The organism is Pseudoalteromonas phenolica (assembly GCF_005876835.1).
Taxonomy (GTDB): Bacteria; Pseudomonadota; Gammaproteobacteria; order Enterobacterales; family Alteromonadaceae; genus Pseudoalteromonas; species Pseudoalteromonas phenolica_B.
This window is the reverse complement of record NZ_PPSW01000016.1, coordinates 1-21,594: the sequence shown is the minus strand read 5'-3', so window position 1 is coordinate 21,594 and position 21,594 is coordinate 1. Positions and strand designations below refer to the sequence as shown.

General features: G+C 42.1%; 14 protein-coding genes. 9 read left to right on the top strand and 5 right to left on the bottom strand.

Annotated elements, in window-relative coordinates; all coding sequences use genetic code 11:
- Window positions 1-173 precede the first annotated feature (173 nt).
- A complete protein-coding gene (gene nagP / locus C1E24_RS11095) occupies window positions 174-1,469 on the top strand; it encodes an N-acetylglucosamine MFS transporter NagP (RefSeq protein ID WP_240721999.1) in 1,296 nt (431 codons plus the stop codon).
- 211 nt (window positions 1,470-1,680) lie between these two features.
- Window positions 1,681-3,894 carry a YgiQ family radical SAM protein gene (locus C1E24_RS11090; protein ID WP_138481439.1) on the top strand — a complete coding sequence of 738 codons (2,214 nt, stop codon included), beginning with the start codon at window positions 1,681-1,683 and terminating at the stop codon, window positions 3,892-3,894.
- 66 nt (window positions 3,895-3,960) lie between these two features.
- On the opposite strand, the gene C1E24_RS11085 is transcribed toward C1E24_RS11090, so the two are convergent.
- Complete coding sequence (locus tag C1E24_RS11085; protein WP_138481437.1) at window positions 3,961-4,254, bottom strand: prephenate dehydrogenase; 294 nt, start codon at window positions 4,252-4,254, stop codon at window positions 3,961-3,963.
- A 72-nt stretch (window positions 4,255-4,326) separates the two neighbouring features.
- On the opposite strand from C1E24_RS11085, the gene C1E24_RS11080 reads away from it, so the two are divergent.
- Complete coding sequence (locus C1E24_RS11080; protein WP_138481435.1) at window positions 4,327-4,539, top strand: hypothetical protein; 213 nt, start codon at window positions 4,327-4,329, stop codon at window positions 4,537-4,539.
- Between the two features lie 2 nt (window positions 4,540-4,541).
- Here the strand turns inward: C1E24_RS11080 and epmB are convergent, their stop codons facing one another.
- Window positions 4,542-5,555 carry an EF-P beta-lysylation protein EpmB gene (gene epmB / locus C1E24_RS11075; RefSeq protein ID WP_138481433.1) on the bottom strand — a complete coding sequence of 338 codons (1,014 nt, stop codon included), beginning with the start codon at window positions 5,553-5,555 and terminating at the stop codon, window positions 4,542-4,544.
- A 42-nt stretch (window positions 5,556-5,597) separates the two neighbouring features.
- Between epmB and efp the strand changes: the two genes are divergently transcribed.
- Window positions 5,598-6,164, top strand: coding sequence for an elongation factor P (gene efp, locus C1E24_RS11070; RefSeq protein WP_058028675.1), 567 nt, complete (start codon window positions 5,598-5,600; stop codon window positions 6,162-6,164).
- A gap of 86 nt (window positions 6,165-6,250) precedes the next feature.
- Window positions 6,251-7,225, top strand: coding sequence for an elongation factor P--(R)-beta-lysine ligase (epmA, locus tag C1E24_RS11065; RefSeq protein ID WP_138481431.1), 975 nt, complete (start codon window positions 6,251-6,253; stop codon window positions 7,223-7,225).
- A 22-nt stretch (window positions 7,226-7,247) separates the two neighbouring features.
- On the opposite strand, the gene C1E24_RS11060 is transcribed toward epmA, so the two are convergent.
- The 3 genes from C1E24_RS11060 to C1E24_RS11050 form a co-directional block, all read right to left on the bottom strand.
- A complete protein-coding gene (locus C1E24_RS11060; RefSeq protein ID WP_138481429.1) occupies window positions 7,248-8,456 on the bottom strand; it encodes a methyl-accepting chemotaxis protein in 1,209 nt (402 codons plus the stop codon).
- 72 nt (window positions 8,457-8,528) lie between these two features.
- Complete coding sequence (locus tag C1E24_RS11055) at window positions 8,529-9,221, bottom strand: glycerophosphodiester phosphodiesterase (RefSeq protein WP_138481427.1); 693 nt, start codon at window positions 9,219-9,221, stop codon at window positions 8,529-8,531.
- Window positions 9,221-10,084, bottom strand: a complete 864-nt coding sequence (locus C1E24_RS11050) for a DMT family transporter (protein WP_138481684.1) — start codon at window positions 10,082-10,084, stop codon at window positions 9,221-9,223. Before C1E24_RS11050 ends, C1E24_RS11055 begins: the two co-directional genes overlap by 1 nt.
- A gap of 150 nt (window positions 10,085-10,234) precedes the next feature.
- On the opposite strand from C1E24_RS11050, the gene C1E24_RS11045 reads away from it, so the two are divergent.
- From C1E24_RS11045 to C1E24_RS11030, 4 genes are all read left to right on the top strand, one after another.
- Window positions 10,235-11,335: a sensor histidine kinase gene (locus C1E24_RS11045; RefSeq protein ID WP_171040873.1), complete on the top strand. Its 1,101-nt coding sequence runs from the start codon at window positions 10,235-10,237 to the stop codon at window positions 11,333-11,335.
- Window positions 11,332-11,934: a response regulator transcription factor gene (locus tag C1E24_RS11040; RefSeq protein WP_138481423.1), complete on the top strand. Its 603-nt coding sequence runs from the start codon at window positions 11,332-11,334 to the stop codon at window positions 11,932-11,934. The genes C1E24_RS11045 and C1E24_RS11040 overlap by 4 nt, the downstream gene beginning before the upstream one ends.
- A gap of 139 nt (window positions 11,935-12,073) precedes the next feature.
- Window positions 12,074-14,260 (top strand): ATP-binding protein, encoded by a 2,187-nt coding sequence (locus C1E24_RS11035; RefSeq protein ID WP_138481421.1) that lies wholly within the window; start codon window positions 12,074-12,076, stop codon window positions 14,258-14,260.
- A gap of 320 nt (window positions 14,261-14,580) precedes the next feature.
- A partial coding sequence (locus C1E24_RS11030) for an SdrD B-like domain-containing protein (protein WP_138481419.1) occupies window positions 14,581-21,594 on the top strand: 7,014 nt, incomplete at its 3' end.

The following is a 21,594-nucleotide window of genomic DNA, read 5'->3' as shown; positions in this document are numbered from 1 at the left end:
AAGGGCCGAATGGCCCTTTTTTAATATCTGGTAAGGCTAGTAATAGAACAAATTTTAACGTAAAGTAAAATGTCAGCGCTGTCATTTTTGTTTACATGATGTTAAAAGCTGAAAAGATTTTATGGCATTGTGCCAATCTGACATAATTAAAATCACACAACGAGTAGAAGTTTATGGAAGCAACTGTGTCAAATTCAACGACGACTAAAAGCAATGCCATTCCTTTGGCTATCGTTGCGGCGATGTTCTTTATTCTGGGTTTTGTTACCTGGTTAAATGGTTCATTAATGCCGTATCTGCAGCAACTTTTTGATTTGAGCCCTATTCAGGCGTCTCTTATCTTATTCTCTTTTTATATTGCAGTGACATTTACTGCTATCCCATCGGCGAAGTTTGTTAAGAAAGTGGGATACAAAAACGGTATGGCCATCAGTATCGGTATGATGATGGTAACGGCTTTGTTATATATCCCTGCAGCTAAAACTCAGGTATTTGCGTTGTTCCTAGTGGCGCAGTTTACTATGGGTATCGCGCAAACCATTCTACAAACCGCAGTTAACCCTTACGTAGTCCGTTTAGGCCCTGAAGAGTCGGCAGCGGCGCGTGTAAGCATCATGGGTATTCTTAATAAATTTGCAGGTGTTATTGCACCTCTAGCGTTCACTGCGCTTGTATTAGGTGGCTTCAATGAAGCGGCAGCAACTGGCCCACTTACACAAGTAGAAAAAGATGCCATGGCTGGTAACTTAGTCATGCCATACTTAGGTCTTGCTGTATTTATTGGTTTATTCGCCGTAGGTATCAAATTTGCACCACTTCCTGAAATTGAAGAGGAAGATGACAATGATAAGTCGACTGGTACAGTGAAAGAAGCCTTAGCACACCCTAACTTAGCGCTAGGTGTTGTTGCTTTATTTTTATACGTAGCGGCTGAAGTAATCGCAGGTGATACGGTTGGTTCATTTGCCCTGTCAATGGGTGTTGCTAACTATAGTGTGATGACCTCATATACTATGGCATTTATGGTAACAGGCTACGTGCTAGGTATTATTTTAATCCCACGTGTCATTTCGCAACAAACAGCTTTAACAATTTCAGGCATTTTGGGCTTAGCTCTAACGCTTGGTATTGCATTTGTAGATAGTGCTGCAACATTAAACGTCCCGACGTTCGGTGAAATGCCAGTTGCTGTGTTCTTTTTAGCACTATGTGGTTTAGCCAATGCGATCATGTGGCCAGCAATTTGGCCTCTAGCTTTGTCTGGACTTGGCAAGCTAACTAGTGTAGCTTCTGGTTTATTAGTTATGGGTATTGCTGGTGGTGCTTTTGGTCCACTTTTCCTAGGTTTAGCAAAAGGTTCTGAAGCAACAGTTGCATCTAGCCAGACAGCATACCTGGTATTATTACCATGTTACCTATTTATCCTCTTCTATGCCCTGAAGGGTCATAAAATGAGAAGTTGGAAGTAAAGCATTTCTATCTAAAAGTAGAAATAATCCCGTGTGTAATGCCACCGCAAGGTGGCATTTTTTTGTCTAAAATTTGTTCTCAATATCTTTCCTACTTTCAACACCCTAGCCGTTACTAACAAACGTAGCGAGCTCACTGCGACTGTTTCAGATTCCAGCATGGTTCGATATGCGGTATAATCGGCGCCTTTTTTCTATTGGGGCAATTTACATGAACGCGTTAAAAGCGGAACGAGCACTGTTTTCCTATCCCAAATATTGGGCGGAATGTTATGGCAATGCACCTTTTCTTCCGACAACTCGACAAGAGATGGACGAACTAGGCTGGGATAGCTGTGACATTGTGTTAGTAACCGGTGATGCGTATGTAGATCACCCAAGCTTCGGCATGGCCGTTATTGGCCGTGTTTTAGAAGCACAAGGCTTTAGGGTTGGCATTATTGCGCAGCCCGATTGGTCAAATAAAGATGCCTTTATGTCACTGGGCAAACCAAATTTATTCTTTGGTGTAACCGCTGGCAACATGGACTCGATGATCAACCGTTATACGGCTGAAAAACGCATGCGTCACGATGATGCTTACACGCCGGGCAATGTCGGTGGTAAACGTCCAGACAGAGCGGTTGTAGTATATAGCCAACGTTGTCGCGAAGCTTATAAAGATGTACCTCTGGTAATTGGCGGTATTGAAGCCAGCTTACGTCGTATTGCCCACTACGATTATTGGCAAGAAAAAGTGCGTCGCAGCATCATCTTTGATGCTAAGGCTGACATTCTTATTTATGGTAATGCTGAGCGCCCGTTAGTCGAAGTGGCACATCGTATTGCAGCTGGTGATGACATTAGTCAGATCCAGAATATTCGCGGTACTGCGGTTATCCGTAAAGAGCCGTTAGATGGATGGCGCGGTAGTGATTCAACAGCCATTGATAAAGTGGGTAAAATAGATCCAATTCCAAATCCATATGGTGCCGATGATGTTGGCTGTAGTAAATCTGAGTTTGCCAAAGCAGGCATAGACTTAAAAGCAGAAGAAGCCAAACCTATCGTGGTTCAACCACCTAAATTAAAGCCATGGGAAAAAGCCTACGTAAAGTTGCCTGCTTTTGAGCAAGTAAGTGTGAATAAGCCGCTTTATGCCCACGCTTCACGTATTTTGCACCAAGAAACCAACCCAGGCTGTGCTCGTGCGTTATATCAGCGTCATGGCGACCGTTATGTGTGGGTGAACCCACCTGCGTTTCCTTTAGAAACGGAAGAAATGGACATGGTCTTTGGTTTGCCATACCAACGTGTGCCTCACCCTAAATATGGCAATGAAAAGATCCCAGCTTACGACATGATCAAAACTTCAGTAAACATCATGCGGGGGTGTTTTGGGGGTTGTAGTTTCTGCTCTATCACAGAGCATGAAGGGCGAATCATTCAAAGTCGTTCAGAAGAGTCAATCTTAGATGAAATTGAACAAATTCGTGACAAAGTGCCGGGCTTTACTGGCGTTATCTCAGACTTAGGTGGCCCAACAGCTAACATGTATAAGCTGCGTTGTAAGAGCAAAAAGGCTGAGAGTACCTGTCGACGTTTATCGTGTGTGTTCCCTGATATTTGTAAGCATATGGATACCGATCACACACCAACGATTAACTTGTATCGTAAAGCGCGTGATGTGAAGGGCATTAAGAAAATCCTCATTGCATCTGGTGTGCGTTACGACTTAGCGATTGAAGATCCTCGCTATGTAAAAGAGTTGGTATCACACCATGTTGGCGGCTATTTGAAAATTGCGCCTGAACATACCGAATCGGGCCCGCTTTCAAAAATGATGAAGCCGGGGATGGGGGCATACGACAAGTTCAAAGAACTATTTGATAAGTACTCCAAAGAAGCGGGTAAAAAGCAGTATTTGATCCCGTACTTTATCTCGGCTCACCCAGGCACGACCGACGAAGATATGGTGAACATGGCGCTATGGCTAAAAGCCCACGACTTTAAGCTTGACCAAGTGCAAAACTTCTATCCATCTCCAATGGCAAATGCGACGACGATTTACCATACAGAGATGAACTCGCTGCGTAATATAAAGAACAACAAAGAAGTGGTGAGTGTGCCGAAAGGGGCTAGACAACGTCGCTTACACAAAGCCATTTTACGTTATCACGATCCTGCTGGTTGGCCGATGATCCGCGAAGCCTTACGTAAAATGGGTAAAGCGAATCTGATTGGTGGTGGACCAAATTGTTTGGTGCCAGACGAAACCAGACAAGAAAAAGCACAGCGTGGCAAAAAAGGCACAGGTCATGGGCAACAAGTTCGTAAGGGCGGCAAACCTGCACTGACACGTCATACTGGGTTTAGTCAGTTTAAAAAGGCCAATACCAAACCGAAAGTTGGAGCGAATAAGCAAAGAGCCAACAAGCCTAAATAGCAGGTATAATCAAAAAAGCTGTCGTAAGACAGCTTTTTTGTAACTATGAGAAAAGATTAGCACGACTTATTTAAATGTAGCCAGCAATTGCAGTAAGTTTTGGATTTTAAACACCACGGCTTTTAATTTCTCTTCGTCTAAATTTTCCATTTTGCTTAGCGCTTCAACGTCAGCGGCTGTATCTAGCACATAAGGCTTGAAGCGTTTTGCTTCAAAATCAAAGCCCGAATTTTTATCGAATAGTGCGGTGAATTTTCCATGCCCTTGTTGCTGTAATTCATCTAATTTTTTATCTGCATCAAGTGCCTGACGGTAAACGACTTTTAGATTTTCATTGAGTTTTTCAATAACAGCTTGCATGTTTTTCCTAAAGTTGTCGGTAAATCGGCCGATAGTGTACGAGGATTCAACTAAAAAGTCAGGTATATGCTTATGAATATTTCAGGAGGTTCTTTACCTGTAATGTCTGATGCTGGAGAAGGTGGGCAAGTAGTTAGTGCTGCTTTAGCCAAAAAACAGCAACAGGTTGAAGGTAAAGCAGCACTTGCTCTGATTGACGCTGCAAGCACAGGCTCCGCAGCACAGAGTCCGGCACAATCAACAACGACTGCGACATTAGGTAATCACGTCAATATTTACGTGTAATGTTAGCCAAGTTGTAAATCAATCGGTGTCTTACTTGTTTTGCCGCCGATTTCTCTTACTAACTTGGGTACTAAAAAGCCAGGTAGTTCAGCTAGCATACCCGCCATCAAAGTAAGCGCTGCTTCTTCAGACATATCAAAATGACTGGCACCTTCCACTTTGTCTAGTAAGTGTAGGTAGTAGGGTAAGATATCCACTTCAAATAGCTTTTCACTTAGCGCAACCTGAGCTTCTACTGTGTCGTTAATCCCTTTTAATAAAACCGCTTGATTAAGTAACGTGACATTCGCTTGTTTTAGCATTTGCATGGCACTTTCAAAGTCATCGTCAATTTCATTGGCGTGATTAATATGATTCACAAAGATGATTTTTAGTGGGCTCGCTTTAAAGCGCTCGCATAACTCAGACGTAATACGTGCAGGGATCACCACAGGTAAACGGCTATGAATACGCAGGCGTTTAATTTGTGGTAGTTGCTCTAATTGTTCTAAAAACCAACTAATGGCATTGTCTTTGGCCATTAAAGGATCGCCGCCACTTAAAATAACCTCATTCACATTCGTGTGATTTTTTAAGTACTCAACCACTTCGAGCAAAGCTTGCTTATTTACCTGGTTATCTTGATACGGGAAGTGACGCCTAAAGCAGTATCGACAGTTCACCGCGCAGCCGGTTTTAAACATCACTAGCACGCGAGAGCGATATTTATGCAATAAGCCCGGTATGGCACTTTGTTGTTCTTCTAAAGGATCTTTGTTGTAGCCGATTTGAGTAATAAATTCTTGGTGCTGAGGTAGCACCTGAAGTAATAATGGGTCATTGGGATCGCCAAAACGCATCTTCTTTATAAACGGCAGTGGCACACGCATCGGGAATAAACGACGCGCTTCTAGGTCTTTTTCACTGAAATGACTGTTGATGCCAAGCATTTTTACTAACGTTTTTGGGCAAGTGACCACATTTGCCAATTCTTTTTGCCAGTTACTATGCAAATTTACTTCATTTGTTTGTATCATTAGCAGGTTTATTACTCGATAAAAGAAGATTAGAGGATACCGATGGCGAATTATAGCACCAACGAGTTCAAGGGCGGCCTAAAAATTATGATCGATGGCGAGCCGTGCACCATCTTAGAAAATGAAATGGTTAAGCCGGGTAAAGGCCAAGCGTTCAACCGCGTTAAGATCCGTAAATTGATCTCAGGTAAAGTACTTGAGAAGACTTTCAAGTCTGGTGATTCAGTAGAAGGTGCTGACGTAATGGAAACTGAGCTAGCTTACCTATACACAGACGGTGAGTTCTGGCATTTCATGAACAACGACACATTTGAGCAGATCGCTGCTGACGAAAAAGCAATGGGCGACAACGTAAAATGGTTAGTTGAAAACGACGTATGTACAATTACACTTTGGAACGGTAACCCAATCGCGGTAACACCACCAAACTTCGTAGAGCTAGAGATCACTGATACTGACCCAGGTCTTAAAGGTGACACAGCGGGAACTGGTGGTAAGCCTGCAACACTCACTACAGGTGCTGTAGTACGTGTGCCACTATTCGTTCAAATCGGCGAAGTAGTGAAAGTAGATACGCGTAGCGGTGAATACGTAGGTCGTGTGAAGTAACATTCAGTTATTTCTGAGACCAAAAAATCCCAGCTAAGGCTGGGATTTTTTATGGTTAAAATAAATTTTTGAAAGAGTTAGATAGTATGTCTGAAATTAACTGGGCACCGAGTGCGGATATTCAAACACTCAAACAGCGTGCGGTAATTATCGCGAAGATCCGTCAGTTTTTTGCCGAGCGTGATGTGATGGAAGTAGAAACACCAAGCTTATCGGCTGCCAGTGTGACAGATGTTCATTTAGCGACTTTTGCGACTGAGTTTGTGGGCCCTGGCAATGCCGAAGGGCTGCCTTTGTACATGCAAACCTCTCCTGAGTTTGCTATGAAACGCTTGCTTGCCGCGGGCAGTGGCGCCATTTATCAATTAGCTAAAGCATTTCGTAACGAAGAATCGGGTCGTCATCACAACCCTGAATTTACTATGTTGGAATGGTATCGCCCAGGGTTTGACGAATTTGATTTAATGAACGAGATTGATGCGCTGATGCAGCTTATATTGAACTGTAAAAAAGCCACCTCTGTGAGTTATCAACAAGTCTTTATTGATGTATTAGGTTTAGACCCACTTGAAGCAACAGTGAGAGAGCTGCAGCAACTTGCCACAGAAAAAGGCTATGGCGATATTGCCGCAAACGAAACTCACAAAGACACGCTTTTACAATTGCTATTTTGCATGGAAGTCGAGCCTAAAATCGGCATTGAAGCACCTTGTTTTGTGTATCACTTTCCTGCCTCGCAAGCGGCATTGGCGCAATTAAATCCTGATGACACTCGCGTAGCAGGGCGCTTTGAGTTGTATTTTAAAGGCATGGAATTGGCCAATGGCTTTAATGAACTCACGGATAGCAAAGAGCAAGCAGCGCGTTTTGCTCAAGATAACCAGTTCAGAGTGCAAATGGGCTTGTCAGAAGTGGCGGTAGATGAGCGCTTCTTAGCGGCGCTCGCACATGGTTTGCCACAATGTTCGGGTGTAGCGCTTGGCATTGACAGGTTAGTGATGCTAGCGACGGATAAGTCGTCAATTAAAGAGGTGATAGCCTTCGATGTCACACGTGCCTAACACATGTGACATCTGACTTTAATTATCTCACAAAGCGGCGTAATTCGTCTTGCGTCGTTTGTGTGAGTTTTTGAGCTTGCTGGCACTGCTCCGAAGCCGCATCAATTTGCTGTTTTGCTTGTTGCGCAAGTTCAACAATATTTAGTACCGTTTGATGGGTGTGGTTTTGCGTCGTTTCAAGTTGATGCACTTCACCGACGATGGCTTCGAGCTGTGTTTGGTTATGCTCAAAGTCACTACACATGCTAGCAAACCCACCCGACGTCTCACTGATGGCTTTCTCAGCCGAGCTTGAATGACTAATCAACTGTTGTGACTCTTGATGTGTCTCACCGACTAACACATCCATTTGGTTGATGAAGTCGCTGATCTGACGCGTCGCATCGTTTACTTTCACTGATAGGTTTCTAACCTCATCGGCAACCACCGCAAAACCTCGACCAGCTTCACCAGCACGTGCAGCTTCAATAGCAGCATTCAACGCCAGCAAATTAGTTTGGTCTGAAAACTCTTCAACCATCTTGAGGATGCTGCGTATATTGTCGCTGTTTTCTTTTAGCCCTGCGACAGTATTGGCAAAATTGCCAAGCAATTGCGTGATGTGCTGAATTTCACCCACTAAGGTAGACAAAGACTGCGATGAGCCTCGCACAAAGTGCAGGCTTTCGGTATTGGCTTGATATACATGATCGGTATTACCCACAATACTTTGTAAGCTATGGGTCACTTGGTCGCTGGCGGCAATGATAGAGTCACTGCTCGAAATTTGTTGTGCACCCAATTCAGAAGTCTGTTGCATAGAACGAGTGACTTCTTGGTTAGAGTTAGCTGCGACTTCAGCACTATGATAGGTGGTGTTGAGCAGTTCACTTAAGCGACTGGTAAAGTGATTATATTGCTCACTGACTTCACGAAATTCATCGTAGGTAAACTGCGGTAATTTAGCCTCTAGATTGCCATCATCTCTATTTATTTGTTCTAACGTATCACGCATGGCTTTGATTGGACGCACGATAAGAAAACGCATGTAAAATAGTGTGAAGATAAATCCACCGATAGCGCCAAGTGCCATTAACCAAAATAGTCCTGTGCCTTGTTTATCTTCAGTTAATTCAGCATACAGCCAAAATAAAGTGATGAGCTGGAAAGCAAATAAAAAGCTCAAGTTGCCGAAAATTTTTCTCGACAGAGTAAAAAAGAAACTCTGTTCAATTTTATTATATAAACTCATGTATAGACTCATATTTTGGCTCTTGATTTGCCAATTTCTTTTAATTTTAGAACATACTCGAGATTTCTTGCATTATCGCGACAAAATCATTTTTGCGTAGCAGGGGTAATTACTAAAAATACCATCTATGCCTAAGTTCTGCATTTCTTCTATTTCTTGTTGTTTATCGACCGTGTAGGCCATCACCTTTAGACCTCTTTGCTTGGCATCTGCAACAAACTCATGGTTAATGAAGTTCTTATCTAAATGCACACTGTAGGCATGTAGGTTTTCAGCAAAGTAAGCGTAGTTAAGCGGGATAGAGGCGGTTAAAGCGCCAATTTTTACCCAAGGTAGATTTTGCTTAAGCCATTTTAGCTGATGGTGATCGAACGACGAAATCAACAACTGTTCACGCTCAATAATGCCCTCAGCCACATTTAGTTCGAGGGTTTGAACCAGTTTATCTAGGCCAAAGGTGTGTTTAAGCTCTAGGTTGATTTGAGTTTGTGTGCCAACTAGCTCGAGTACCTGTTGCAAATTAAGGACTTGCTGACCATCTCCAGCATCAAGTTTACTGATTTCTGAAAATGGCGTATCAACGACTCGCCCTTGACCATTCGTTGTGCGGTCTAACCAAGAATCGTGAATGATCACAAAGTCATCGGCGCAACTTTGTACGTCGAGCTCTATGCCATCAACTTGGGCTTGCAAAGCCGCTGTAATGGCTGAAGTTGTATTCTCTGGATAATTACCACTGGCACCTCGGTGCGCAAAAATCTGCATTAGGCTTTTTTCCTTGTGATTGACCAAGTTTCAAAACAAGCAGCACTAACAACCAATAAACCGCCGATTAAGGTCATCATATTGGGCTGCTCTGACAATAGCATAAAAGCCAATACTGTGCCGTACAAGGGCTGTAAACAAGAAATTAATCCGGCTGTTGTCGCAGATAAGAACCTTAAACTGCTGGCAAATAGTGCATGCGGCGCTGCGGTAAAAATAATACCAGCCAAGAGTAACAACCAAAAATCTTGTTCTGGTAAGTCTGTCGGCCCAACATCAACGAAAGCACACAGCATTAAACTAGCCACAATAGTTTGATAAAGCATAGTCTGTGGGCCGCCATAACTTGAAAAACATTGCTTTTGCAGCAGGTTTCTTAATGCAAATAACAACCCAGAGAAAATTCCTGTGACTATTCCTAATGTAACGTCATTACCCAAGTTTGCCTCAGGTACGAGCAAGTAAATTCCGAATAAAACCGTCACTGCACTGATGATATCTTTGCTTTTAAGCTTTTGTTTACTGAAAAAAGGTTCTAAGAATACGGTGATCACCGGGTAAGTAAAGAAAGCAATAATGCCAGTCGCAATGCCTGCTAGTTGCATACCTGCAAAGTAAGTCACCCAGTGTAAGCCAACCACAATGCCTAGAATTATGGCGATGCCGTAATCTTTTTTGTGATTAAGGGCGATGGCTTTGCCTTGAAACTTGAGTAAGCAAACGAGGGCAATAAAGGCGATGGCTGTACGGTACACCGTAATATCAAGCGCGGATAAGGCAATGAGTTTAGAAAATAGTGCAGTACCACCGAACAGCAGGACGGCGGTATGGAGCTGAATAAGTGCAGATTGTTCTGAGCGCATGGTCGTTGGATGTTGTCTTTTTTTTGAGTCTATCATTGATGACACTTGTCACTAAACAAATTATGAATAGCAGTTAGTCTATGTAAGTATAAGTACCTATTATGTTTTCGAGACTACTCCAATAACAGACTGACCGGAACTGGAATGAACATGCTGAACAAATCCCACAATATGGCATTAGCCCACCCCAATAAAAAGTTTTGGAATTGGGGGCCACTATTTTTCTCAAGCTTTTTCTTTTTTCCTTTACTGACTAATTGGCAGTCGTTATCAGTGGGTGATATTACGGCGCAGCTGGCTATCTATGCATTTTTTGTTTTTCTATATGGTATTGCTCTTTATAAAAAAGGTGAGTCAGTAACTCCTAGTCTAGCTGCCATGGCGTTACTCTGTTGTTTGGGTACTTATGTGACCTATGGCACTCACTCTTTATTTGGCTTTATTGGCTTTTTCTGTGGTTTTAATTATCGCAGAAAGCAAAGCTTTATGATGATGGCTGCATTGCTGGTGGTTATTTTTATTAGTGCATTTTTATTTGTGCCAGTGAAATCACTGTACTTTGTTTCTCCTGCAGCGATTGTCAGTATTGGGTTGTTTATTTTTGGCATGATGGAGCAAAGAGAGCGACTCTATCGTGATCAACAAGCAAAAGACCAGCAACAAATTGAGCAGTTGGGAGCAATTGCTGAGCGAGAACGTATTGCTCGAGATTTACATGATTTACTTGGTCATTCTTTATCGTCAATTGCGCTAAAAGCAGAGTTGGCGAGTAAGCTCACAGCGGCTGGAGCAAATGAACAAGCTTCACAAGAATCGGAGCAAGTTGCGCAATTAGCCCGAGACTTATTAAGCGAGGTTCGACAAGCCGTTTCTGGTTTAAAACAAGTGGGGCTATATGCGCAGATTGATGTATTAGTCGCACGTTTGCAAGATGCAGGCTTTATTGTCGAGCAATCAATTGATCGGGTCGTGTTAAGTGCAGAACAAGAATCTAATTTGTGTTTTATCTTTAAAGAAGCGGTGACCAACATAATCCGCCACAGCAAAGGAAAGTATGTTAAATTACAATTAAGTTCCCAAAATGGGGTTGTTGAGGTGCTTATTAAAGACGATGGTATCGTTAAAAAGTATCAGTGTGGTAATGGCGTTGAAGGGATCAAAGACAGAGTAGCGACACTGCAAGGCCAATGTGATATTAGTACAGATTCAGGTATGGTCATCAACATTCAGTTTAAGGAGCGCGTTGCATGATCAAAGTATTAGTCGTCGAAGATCAAGGGTTAGTACGAGGGGCCATTAGCGCCTTGTTAGGATTAGATGTGCAAATAGAAGTAATTGCACAAGCTCAAGATGGATTAGAAGGGTTAAATGCGCTTCAAGCGCATGATATCGACATTGTGCTCACTGATATTGAAATGCCAAATATGACAGGGCTTGAACTTGCTGAGCAAGTCATAGAAAAGTACCCGAATAGTAAAGTGGTCATTATGACGACTTTTTCTAGGGCGGGATATATTCGTCGTGCCATGGCCATGGGGGTGAAAGGGTTTGTACTTAAAGAAGCGCCCAGTGAGTATTTAGTCAATACCCTGAAAAAAGTCATGGTAGGACAAAAAGTCATTGATCCTGAGCTGGCAATGAGTGCGTTAGAAGACAATGATCCTCTCACTGAAAAAGAGCGTAGAGCGTTACGTTTTGCGAGTGAAGGGTTAAAAACTGCTGAAATTGCACAGAAATTGTTTTTGAGTGAAGGCACAATTAGAAATTATTTGTCAGAATCGATTGCGAAACTAAACGCAACAAATCGAGTTGATGCGGCCCGAATAGCTAAACAAAAAGGCTGGCTGTAATTTAACCTGCCATGTAGACTGTTGCAAAAGACTGAATGTTTGTAATGTAGAGTAATATACTTACTCTATTAATTTGCTTTAAAATCATATTTTTAAATATTAAACTCATCCTAATTTCCTAGTTTAAAATAAGTGGATTATGCAAGAGCTACATTTCGCGATGCCAATAATGTCGTTAACGGCGATTATTTCTGCTGGTGTGATGACCCTTAATTGGTTCATGTATCAGAGTGCCGATGGCGTTAAACAATGGATGTACTCTATGCAGTTGATGGCACTGACCTGTTTGCTGTTAATTGGAATTAGCTACCAGCCAGAAACGATTACTTTTGTAGCTCTTATTTGTCTCTTTGCGACCTTCTACTTTTTTGTTTCCGGTACCGAAAAATTCTTTAAAGTGGCGCACTCTCCAAAGTTATGGCTTGCGATTGGCTTAGTGTATTTTGGATTAACAATCTGGTTTAGCTTTATAGATTCAAACAGAGCAATGCGTTATATCGCCTCCTATTCTCTGGTATCAATAGCCATGGGCTTGTCTATTCGTTCATTGATGATTTGCTCGCCTAGCCAACATCAGCGCACTAATTTGTCGCGTTGGGGGTTTTTGGTTTCATGCTTGTGTGTGTTTGCCGTTTTATCTATTCATTTATTAACATTAGATGCGCAGCCTGCGACAGCAGCATTAATGACTTTAAATACCAGTCAGGTGTTAGTGATTGCCGCAACGGTATGTTTGCCGATTATTTTATGTGTGGCATTTAGCCTTTTATGTGGTGCACAGCAACTTGAGAAAATGGCTGTTTTAGCGCAAAAGAATAAACAAGCCAGTTTATTAAAAGGGCGCTTCTTGACTATGCTCAGCCATGAACTCAGAACGCCTTTGAATGCCATAGTGGGTCACGCTGATATGTTAAAACGCATACCGCGTGAACCGCAAAAGCATGCGCAATTGTGTGATGTGATCAGCGAAGCTGCACTTTCGCTCTCAGATCTGGCAAATCAAGTGTTACTTCAAGCCAAAGGCGAGCAAGTCACAGCTTTATTAAAGCCCACAAGTCTAGCTGAGCAAGCACACACTGTGCATGAATTACTTTTGCCACTTGCTAAAAACAAAGACTTGAACTTTAAACTCCGTGTTGATGAACGCTTGAGTGAGCTTTACTTTCTAACAGACAAAGAATCTCTTCCGCTGATCTTAAAGAATCTTGTGTCTAATGCGATTAAGTACACAGACTATGGTGAGGTCGTTTTATCGGTCAGTATGCATGAGCAAAAAGTGCAAGCGGGCGACACTCAGCAAGTCGTGAGATTCTCAGTTTCAGATACGGGCGTAGGCTTAAGTAAAAGTGCACTGGATTATATTTTCGAGCCTTTTGCGAGTAGCCAATTGGAGCAAAATATTAGTAATAGTGCGGGCTTTGGCTTGAGTTTAAGTAAGCAGCTGGTAGAGAACTTAGGTGGAGAATTAACGGTGAAAAGTGAGCTAAGCAAAGGCACTGTTTTTACTTTTGATTTAGTTCTGTCTTGTTGTGAGGAGCCAGAGCGAAGAGTAGAGCAAAGTAGCGTAAAGTCGCCTGCACAGCTCGCATCCAACCGCATTCTGATTGTTGAAGATAATCTATTGAATCAAGAGGTGCTTAAGCACTACTTACAAGATACCAAGATGCAGTGTGAGTACGTGAGAACGCTCAAAGCTGCGGGTGAGAGCATGGGTGATAATCAGTTTGATGTTATTTTACTCGATATGCATTTACCGGATGGTCACGGCCTTGAGTGGTGGCAAAGTTTACAAAGCCAGCTTGAACCAGCGCAAGCTCCGACTGTGATAGCACTGACAGGTGATGCTGATGAGCAAGCACAACAAAGATATTTACAACAAGGTATTGCTTACTGCTTAGAAAAGCCGGTATCAGGCTCGACGCTGTTATCTGTGTTAGAGCATGTAGGTACTGCACATACAACACAAATAAACCCTTTGCAGTTATTAGACGAAGCATTAATACACCGCTTGAATCAGCAATTTGATAGTAACTTTTTAAATACGAAATTAATGTATTTAGCGGATACTTTTGATTACGAGTTTGCTCAGCTGCAAGGTTTAGCAGATATTCAAGCTATCGATCAGCTTGAAATAAAATTACAGACCTTAATAAAAGAATGTGTTGAGTTGGGTTTAAAAGCCCTCGCTCAAGCGCTTGAGGAAACCAATCAGGCCGTAAAGGCGAAGCAAGTAATTGATTGGCGCGCTTTACATCATTACGCAAAACAAAATGCGCTTGCATTGCAAAATTATCAACAGAAGTTTGTTTCAGGTATCGGGAATTAAGTCGGCTTTTAAGGTTAGAAACTTTGCTATATCCTGTTTTTTAGAAAGTATATAGAGCAGTGTCCACTGCTTTTTTCGGTTAAATAATAGCTAAATTACATATATTACAGCGTATTACATATTTACCTAAAAGTATTGCTTTTAAAGTTAACTCCTCACCTCTAAATATTACATAAAAATCGACTCCTACATATTATTTCCACAATTAACTGAAATTGTTTTAATTTTGTGCATATTACACTGGATTACACCCTCCTTTATCATTAGACTTTCCCGCTCGAATTTCGTTGTGTTTAATTTAGGTAAATTTGGTTCTAGGGATGTTCAGTAAGCTATTAAAGTTAATGTTATTGCCGCTTTTGCTTTTTGCGAGTTCGGTTTGGGCAGTAGATATTCAAATATCTACGTTTGAAGACATAGATACCACAGTACCTCGTGGCGGAGAAGTTAGATATAACATCGAGTTTACTAACAGCGAAGAAGATACAGCAGAAAATGTTGTGGTCGAATTCTTCATTCCAGAAACAACCAATTTTGTCTCGAGTACCAGTAGCTGCCAAGTGCAAGCCTACCTTGACGCGGGAAAATCACGAAATAAATTACGGTGTGAAATGGGAAGCATACGAGGGCGAACATCAGGCTCTTTGCAAATAACCATAATTACAACAGCTGCAACAGGCTTAACTATTGAACCTAGCGTACGTATTTCTGCAGATAATGAAGATCCCTCTAAATTACTAAACAACGAAGAAACGCAAAATACGTCAATCGTTGCAGGTGTTGATTTGGCTGTCACAACATTGACATCAGATCCATCGGATGTATATCTCAATCAAACTTACCAATATCGTGTTCAAGTTAAAAATAATGGGCCAAATGACGCTGCTAACGTGGTGTTAAAGCATACTTTACCGAGCTTTGCACAGTGGAGCTCAGGAAGCAGTCAGACTTCAGGGTGGAGCTGTAGTGGAGCTAACCAAGTGATCACATGTACTAGAGGTGCCTTGTCATCTGGGCAGAGTGCTTCACTAAGCTTCGCATCAAGTGTGACACAACTGGGGAGTGGAGTAGTAACGGCGAGTTCCGCGATTTCAAGTGATACAGCCGAACTTGATAGCAGTAATAACAGTAAAACAGTGAATACAAGGCTAAAAGAGCATGCAGATCTTGCTGTATCTGTGGCGACAAAGATCCCTGGCTATTGGGGCATAGATCCAAATACGGCTCATAGTTATGAAATCACAGTTCGAAATTTAGGACCAAGCAGAGCATTAAAGCCTATCTTGACGTTTACTTTGAAAGATGGCGTTACCTTTCAAAGTGTCACACCTGCAACAGGTTGGAGTTGTAGTCGGAGTGGGCAACAAGTTTCTTGTAGTGCAACTTCTTTAGATATAAATGACAGCGATGTCATGGTTGTGCGTGCATTATCTTCTCAAGTTAAAGGTCAGTATGTCTCTACTGCTAAGGTTGCTACTGACAGCAATGGCGGCTCTGTAGACCTAAATAGCCGTAATAATTCAGCGAATGGCACGATTAATGTTGTTATTCCCCAGACTCTCAGTGTCAGCAAAACAATTGATGGGGGTAGAAGCTCTTTTGTAAGTGGTGAGCAATTTACCTTTAAGATTGCTGTGACTAATAGTGGAGATACGAAAGAGTTAGTCAGTTTAGAAGATACGTTACCAAACCAAGTAGCTTTAATTTCTCCACTAAGTTCAGCCGTTACTTCTGATGACTTTAACTGTTCTGTGTCTGGCCAAAAAGTAACTTGTTTGCCAAAAGTCGCATCAATAGCGAAAGACCAAACTAAACAAGTTCAATTAACGGTTAGGGCTGTTTCAGTTGGGAATAGTATTACTAATACAGCTACTGTGACACCAAAGACAGGAGATGCTGCAACAGGCAGTGTTTCTTTTAATGTCGCCTCAAGCGCAGCGAAACTTGTGTTACAAAAGACCTCTAATTTGGCTTGGAATAATAAGAATTACATGGGCCAAACATTCAACTATTATCTGCAAGTTGAGAATACGGGGGCTGGCGCAGCGTCGAATGTTGCGCTTCAAGATACGCTAAGCGACGGTTATATCCCGGTTAGCTTTATATCTCAACGCAATGTGAATGGTACATGGCAAACATCCAGTGATTGGTTATGTTCAATCGCTTCGCCAACATTGAATTGTACTGCAAGTTCTATTGCGGCTTATACCAAGACGCGTGTCGTGTTAACGGTAAGAGCGCCTTATAACAATCAGCTTCCTCGAAATACTTTTTCCGTTGGGTATGGCGGTAATAACTTCCAAACTTCATACACGGGTTGGGGCTTTCAACCAATAAACCCTGTTAAATTAAGTGTTTCTAAAACAAAGCGTGCGAAAGATACTAAGAATACTAAGTTAGTCGCTAAAGGCGCTTTGATAGAGAGCATTATTAAAGTAAAAAATAACGGCGAAGGTGCAACACAAGGTTCATTAACACTCGAAGATGCGCTTAAAGACGGGGAACAGTATGTCAGTGCCAGTGGTAGTAATTGGTCGTGTACACATCGAGATCCATTAGCGAACGGGACTGGTGGCATTGTTTCTTGTGTGTTTAGTAATAAATTACAGGCAGGTACTCAAACCAACAAGGTGACCATTACCACTCGGGCTGTGGCTGAAGGCACATTAACTAACATTGCGACAGCCAAAGATGTGGGCGGTTCAGAGGTTAGTGCACAAAAAACCAAATCAATAACAAGTTCGCAAACTGCAGACCTTGCAATATCAAAAACAGTAGATAAAACATCACTGTCAGCAGCTGAGAGTGAGCTGAATTATACGTTAACAGTGAGTAATCTTTCAGGTTCAAATATCACTGGAAACGATATAAAAATTAGTTCCAATACAGGCAAAGCAGCCGTTTTGATAACGGATGACTTTACCGCAACGTTTAAATCGAAATACGACAGTCAAGCAACCGCTATTCGCTTTCCTAGCACAGTAACCAGTTCACGCGGTAGTCAATTTAGCTGTCAAAGCAAGGAGACTGGTAGCTTTGAAAATACCAAGACACAAATCTTATGTCATCTAGTCAAAAATGAAGTGTTTGCTGTTGATGATCAAGTTCAAGTCCCAATTACTGTGGCGCGTCCATTTGTATTGACTAATGGGCAGGTTATCAATGAAGCCTCAGTATCATCAAATACTCATTTAGATCTTGAAACGGCAAATAATACGGCCCAAGTTGCAAGTAATGTTGCAGCTAAATTTGATGTTGCAGTCACTCAAGTGAGCTATGCGCAAAACCCTGTTAGCACAGGTGATAACGCCATCATGACCATTGAGTTGGCTAACCTTGGGGCGAGCAAAGCGTCAGGTGTTGAGCTAGTTCATACATTTACCAAACCGGCTGCGAATACATTTACTTTTGTTAGTAGTCGTTTTTCAAGAAGCGGACAAAGCAATGCGTGTAGTTTTAATTCGGCGGTAAATAAGCTGACTTGTAATATCGGAGAGTTGGCAAGTAATGAGGCGCAAACAGTGGTTGTGACAGTTTTACCAAAAAGTGCTTCTAATCGAATGGATTGGCGACTCGATGGGACATCAGTGATCAGTGCTGACAATATGCAGTTTGATAATTTATCGAGTAACAACAGCAAATCTCAGGCGTTGCTGGTAAAAACACGTACAGCAAACCTAAAAATTGAAAATAATGATATTGAGGATCCGCTAGGTTGGTACCCAAGCCCAAGAGGATTTCCAGGCTCTCTTGATAACATTGTGGTCTATAAAGTTGACCTAGAATACTTAACTGATAACGATGGTAATACATCTGTTGCTAGTGGCGTAGGGTATGACTTTCAAGTGACCCCTAAGGGTGTCAATCAAACCCTTAAATTTTTATGTGATAGCGGTGCCAATAATACTTGCTCAGTCTCTCAAGCACGCTGTAGTAATACTGGGCAAAGTTTCACAGGGCAAACAACGTTTAACTGTAAAGGGCCAGAAAATAGCAGTGATAGCAGCTTAGAAGAGTATGAGCTTCGAGAAAATACAGCTGGCAATAATGCAATTTATACCCGCTATATGTTTTTTGAAGTGATCTCTCGCCCTTCGACTACCGGTGAAGTAGCAGAAACGTTGGCCACTATTTTCTCAAATGAAAAAGACAATGTATCTGCTAATAATAGCGAAGCTGAGAAAACCTCTATTCGAGTGGCTGTAGACTTATCCCTCACTAAAGAAGCATCTGTGCCTCAAGTTGCAGTGGGGAGTGAGTTTGAATATATCATCAAAGTAAGTAATGCAGGCCCGGGTGATAGCGCAGGCAACGTTGTTTATGATTATCTGCCAACTTACTTGAGCTTAAATGGTGCAGTCAGTACTTCTAAAGGCGTATGTACTGCAAGTCGAGCTACCGCACCTAGCAGCAGCCAAGTAACTGACTTTATTCGTTGTGATATTGATCTGATTGCGATGAATGAAACGCCAATTGAAATTCGTGTTCCCGTTAAGCTCAATAGTATGCCGAGTAGTGAACAAGTCGTGAATGAAGCATGGATTGAAACAAAAGGCTTTGATACCAATAAGACGAATAATCGAAACTCTGCGACTACGCCTGTAGTCAAAGGCATTATCTCAGGTAAGGTGTTTTTCGACTTACAAAATGATGGCGTATTTTCGAGTACAACAGACAATGGGTTAGCAAATATTCAAATCTTATTGAATGGTAACCTAGATGCTGGTGGCAGTATCACGCAAAAAAGTGTAATGACGAACGGATCTGGTGAGTTTTCTTTTACTGATCTTGCTCCAGGCACTTATACACTGACGCAACCTACCCAATCAGCCTTAAATCAATACCTAGATGGTAAAGATAGCCGTAGCGGTGAAATTTTAGCGAACAGTGAGAATAGCGATCTAATCTCAAATATTCGCCTTACAGCAGGTAGCTCATCATTAAATCATACATTTGCAGAGCGTGGCGCTGCATCAGTAAGTGGTTATGTTTGGGTTGATGAAAATGATAATGGCTTTAAAGAGGCTGCAGAAACCAGCGGTATCGAAAATGTCACCCTGACTTTAACTGGTACAGACATACACAGTAAAAGTGTGACTTTAACTACTCAAACCAATGCGCAAGGCTTTTACCTTATTGATGGCTTTACTGGCGGTAATTACCGTCTGACACAAACTCAACCAAGCGAATACAATGATGGTTTAGAAAGTGAGGCTGGTGCTGTTATCGAGAATACGCGCGGCACAGATGTTATCCAGTTAGGAACGGTTACAAATAAAGCTAAGTTAGAAAATCGAAATTTTGCTGAATTATTAAAAGTGCAGCCTGCGAGTTTATCGGGTCGTGTATTTGTAGATGCTAATGAAAACAATATGTTTGATGGAGCAGAAGCTGGCATTCAGAATATTGTTATCCAATTAACAGGTACTGATCATACTGGTGCCACGGTTGATAAGCGTGAAACAACCGACGCAGATGGCACTTATAGATTTAGCGATATTCAGCCTAGTAATGCCAGTGGTTATACATTAACGCAGCTATCACAAGATATTTTGGTCGCTAATTATGAAGATGGCGCAGAAAGTATCGCTTCATCTGTTGTTGCGCAACCAAGTGCGGGTGACAGCTTGAGTGTTAACCTTGCTTCAGGACAGACGCTATCTGAATATAACTTTGCCGAATTAACGCTTTCTAAAGAAGGCATTATCGCGGGTTACGTTTATATCGACAGTAATGATGATGGTATAAAAGCAAGCAAAGAGCAGGCACTAGAAAACGTACAGTTTACGCTTTCTGGTATAACCATCAGCGGTAAAGCAATCAGTAATGTTCAGGTTGTGAGTAATGCCTCAGGTCGATTTGAATTCACGGGTCTTGAACCTAGTAACTCAGAAGGTTACAAGGTGACACAAACACCACCGCAACACTATGTAGATGGCCTTGAGCGTTTTAATCGCACAGAAGTGGCAGGGTCTCGCAGCACAGATGAAATCACGAAAATTACATTAACACGTAAACAAAATCGTGAAGATCTGTATTTTGCTGAATTGATCCCACCGACCAATAAAAAGATCGTGGCGAAAGTGCTGCTTGATATTAATCAAGATGGTACTTTCAATGTCGAAGATACATGGCTACAAGGTGTTAATGTAACGCTTACTGGCACAAACGTGTTCGGTCAGCAGTTAAATATTACCCGAGCAACAGATCAAAATGGTGTTGTTGAATTTACTGAGTTACACCCTGCAAAAGTTGCTGCGCAATACACGCTAACGCAAGCTGTTGTTGCTGAGTATGCGGATGGTAAAGATTATTTAAATAGCATCGAAGTAGCTGATCATAGCGTTGATAAAGTTGTGATCACGACACTAAATTCAACACCGACTGTATTATTTACTGAAAAACCGAAAATTGGTGATAGACAGGTATCCGGTCGCGTTTTCCTAGACACGTTACAAGATGGTGAACTTGAAGCTGCCGAGCTAGATAAAGCGTTAGAAAACATTTCAGTAACCCTAACTGGTAAAGACAAGTTCGGCCGAGCGGTGTCACTAACACGCACCACAGATATCAATGGTCAGTACACTTTTGCAGACTTAACAGAAGCGAATGCTGATGGTTACAGCGTGACAGCGACACAGTCAGGTCTGACAAATCACCTAGACGGTAAAGAGTACTTGGTTGTTGGTGCAAATCGCACTGGATCGCAAACTGCAAGCAATACGGTTGTAGTTGATTTAACAGCGAATACACGTTTAGCAACGGTGGACTTCACAGAGCAGCTAGGCACAATTCCTTATTCGATTTCAGGTCGCGTATTTCTAGATACCTTACAAGATGGTGAACTTGAAGCTGCCGAGTTAGATAAAGCACTTGAAAACATCACAGTAACTTTAACTGGTAAAGACAAGTTCGGTCGCGCGGTGTCACTAACACGCATCACAGATATCAATGGTCAGTACACGTTTGCTGATTTAACCGAAGCAAACAAAGATGGTTACAGCGTGACAGCGACACAGTCAGGTCTGACAAATCACCTAGACGGTAAAGACTACTTGGTTGTAGGTGCAAGTCGCACTGAATCGCAAACGGCAAGCAATACGGTTGTAGTTGATTTAACTGCTAATACACGCTCAGCAACAGTGGACTTTACAGAGCAGTTAGAGCCTGAATCGCGCAGTATTTCCGGTCGCGTATTCCTAGACACGTTACAAGATGGTGAACTAGAAGCAGTTGAACTAGATAAAGCGCTTGAAAACATCACAATTACGCTGACAGGTAAAGACAAGTTTGGTCGCGCGGTGTCACTAACACGCACTACTGATGTTAATGGT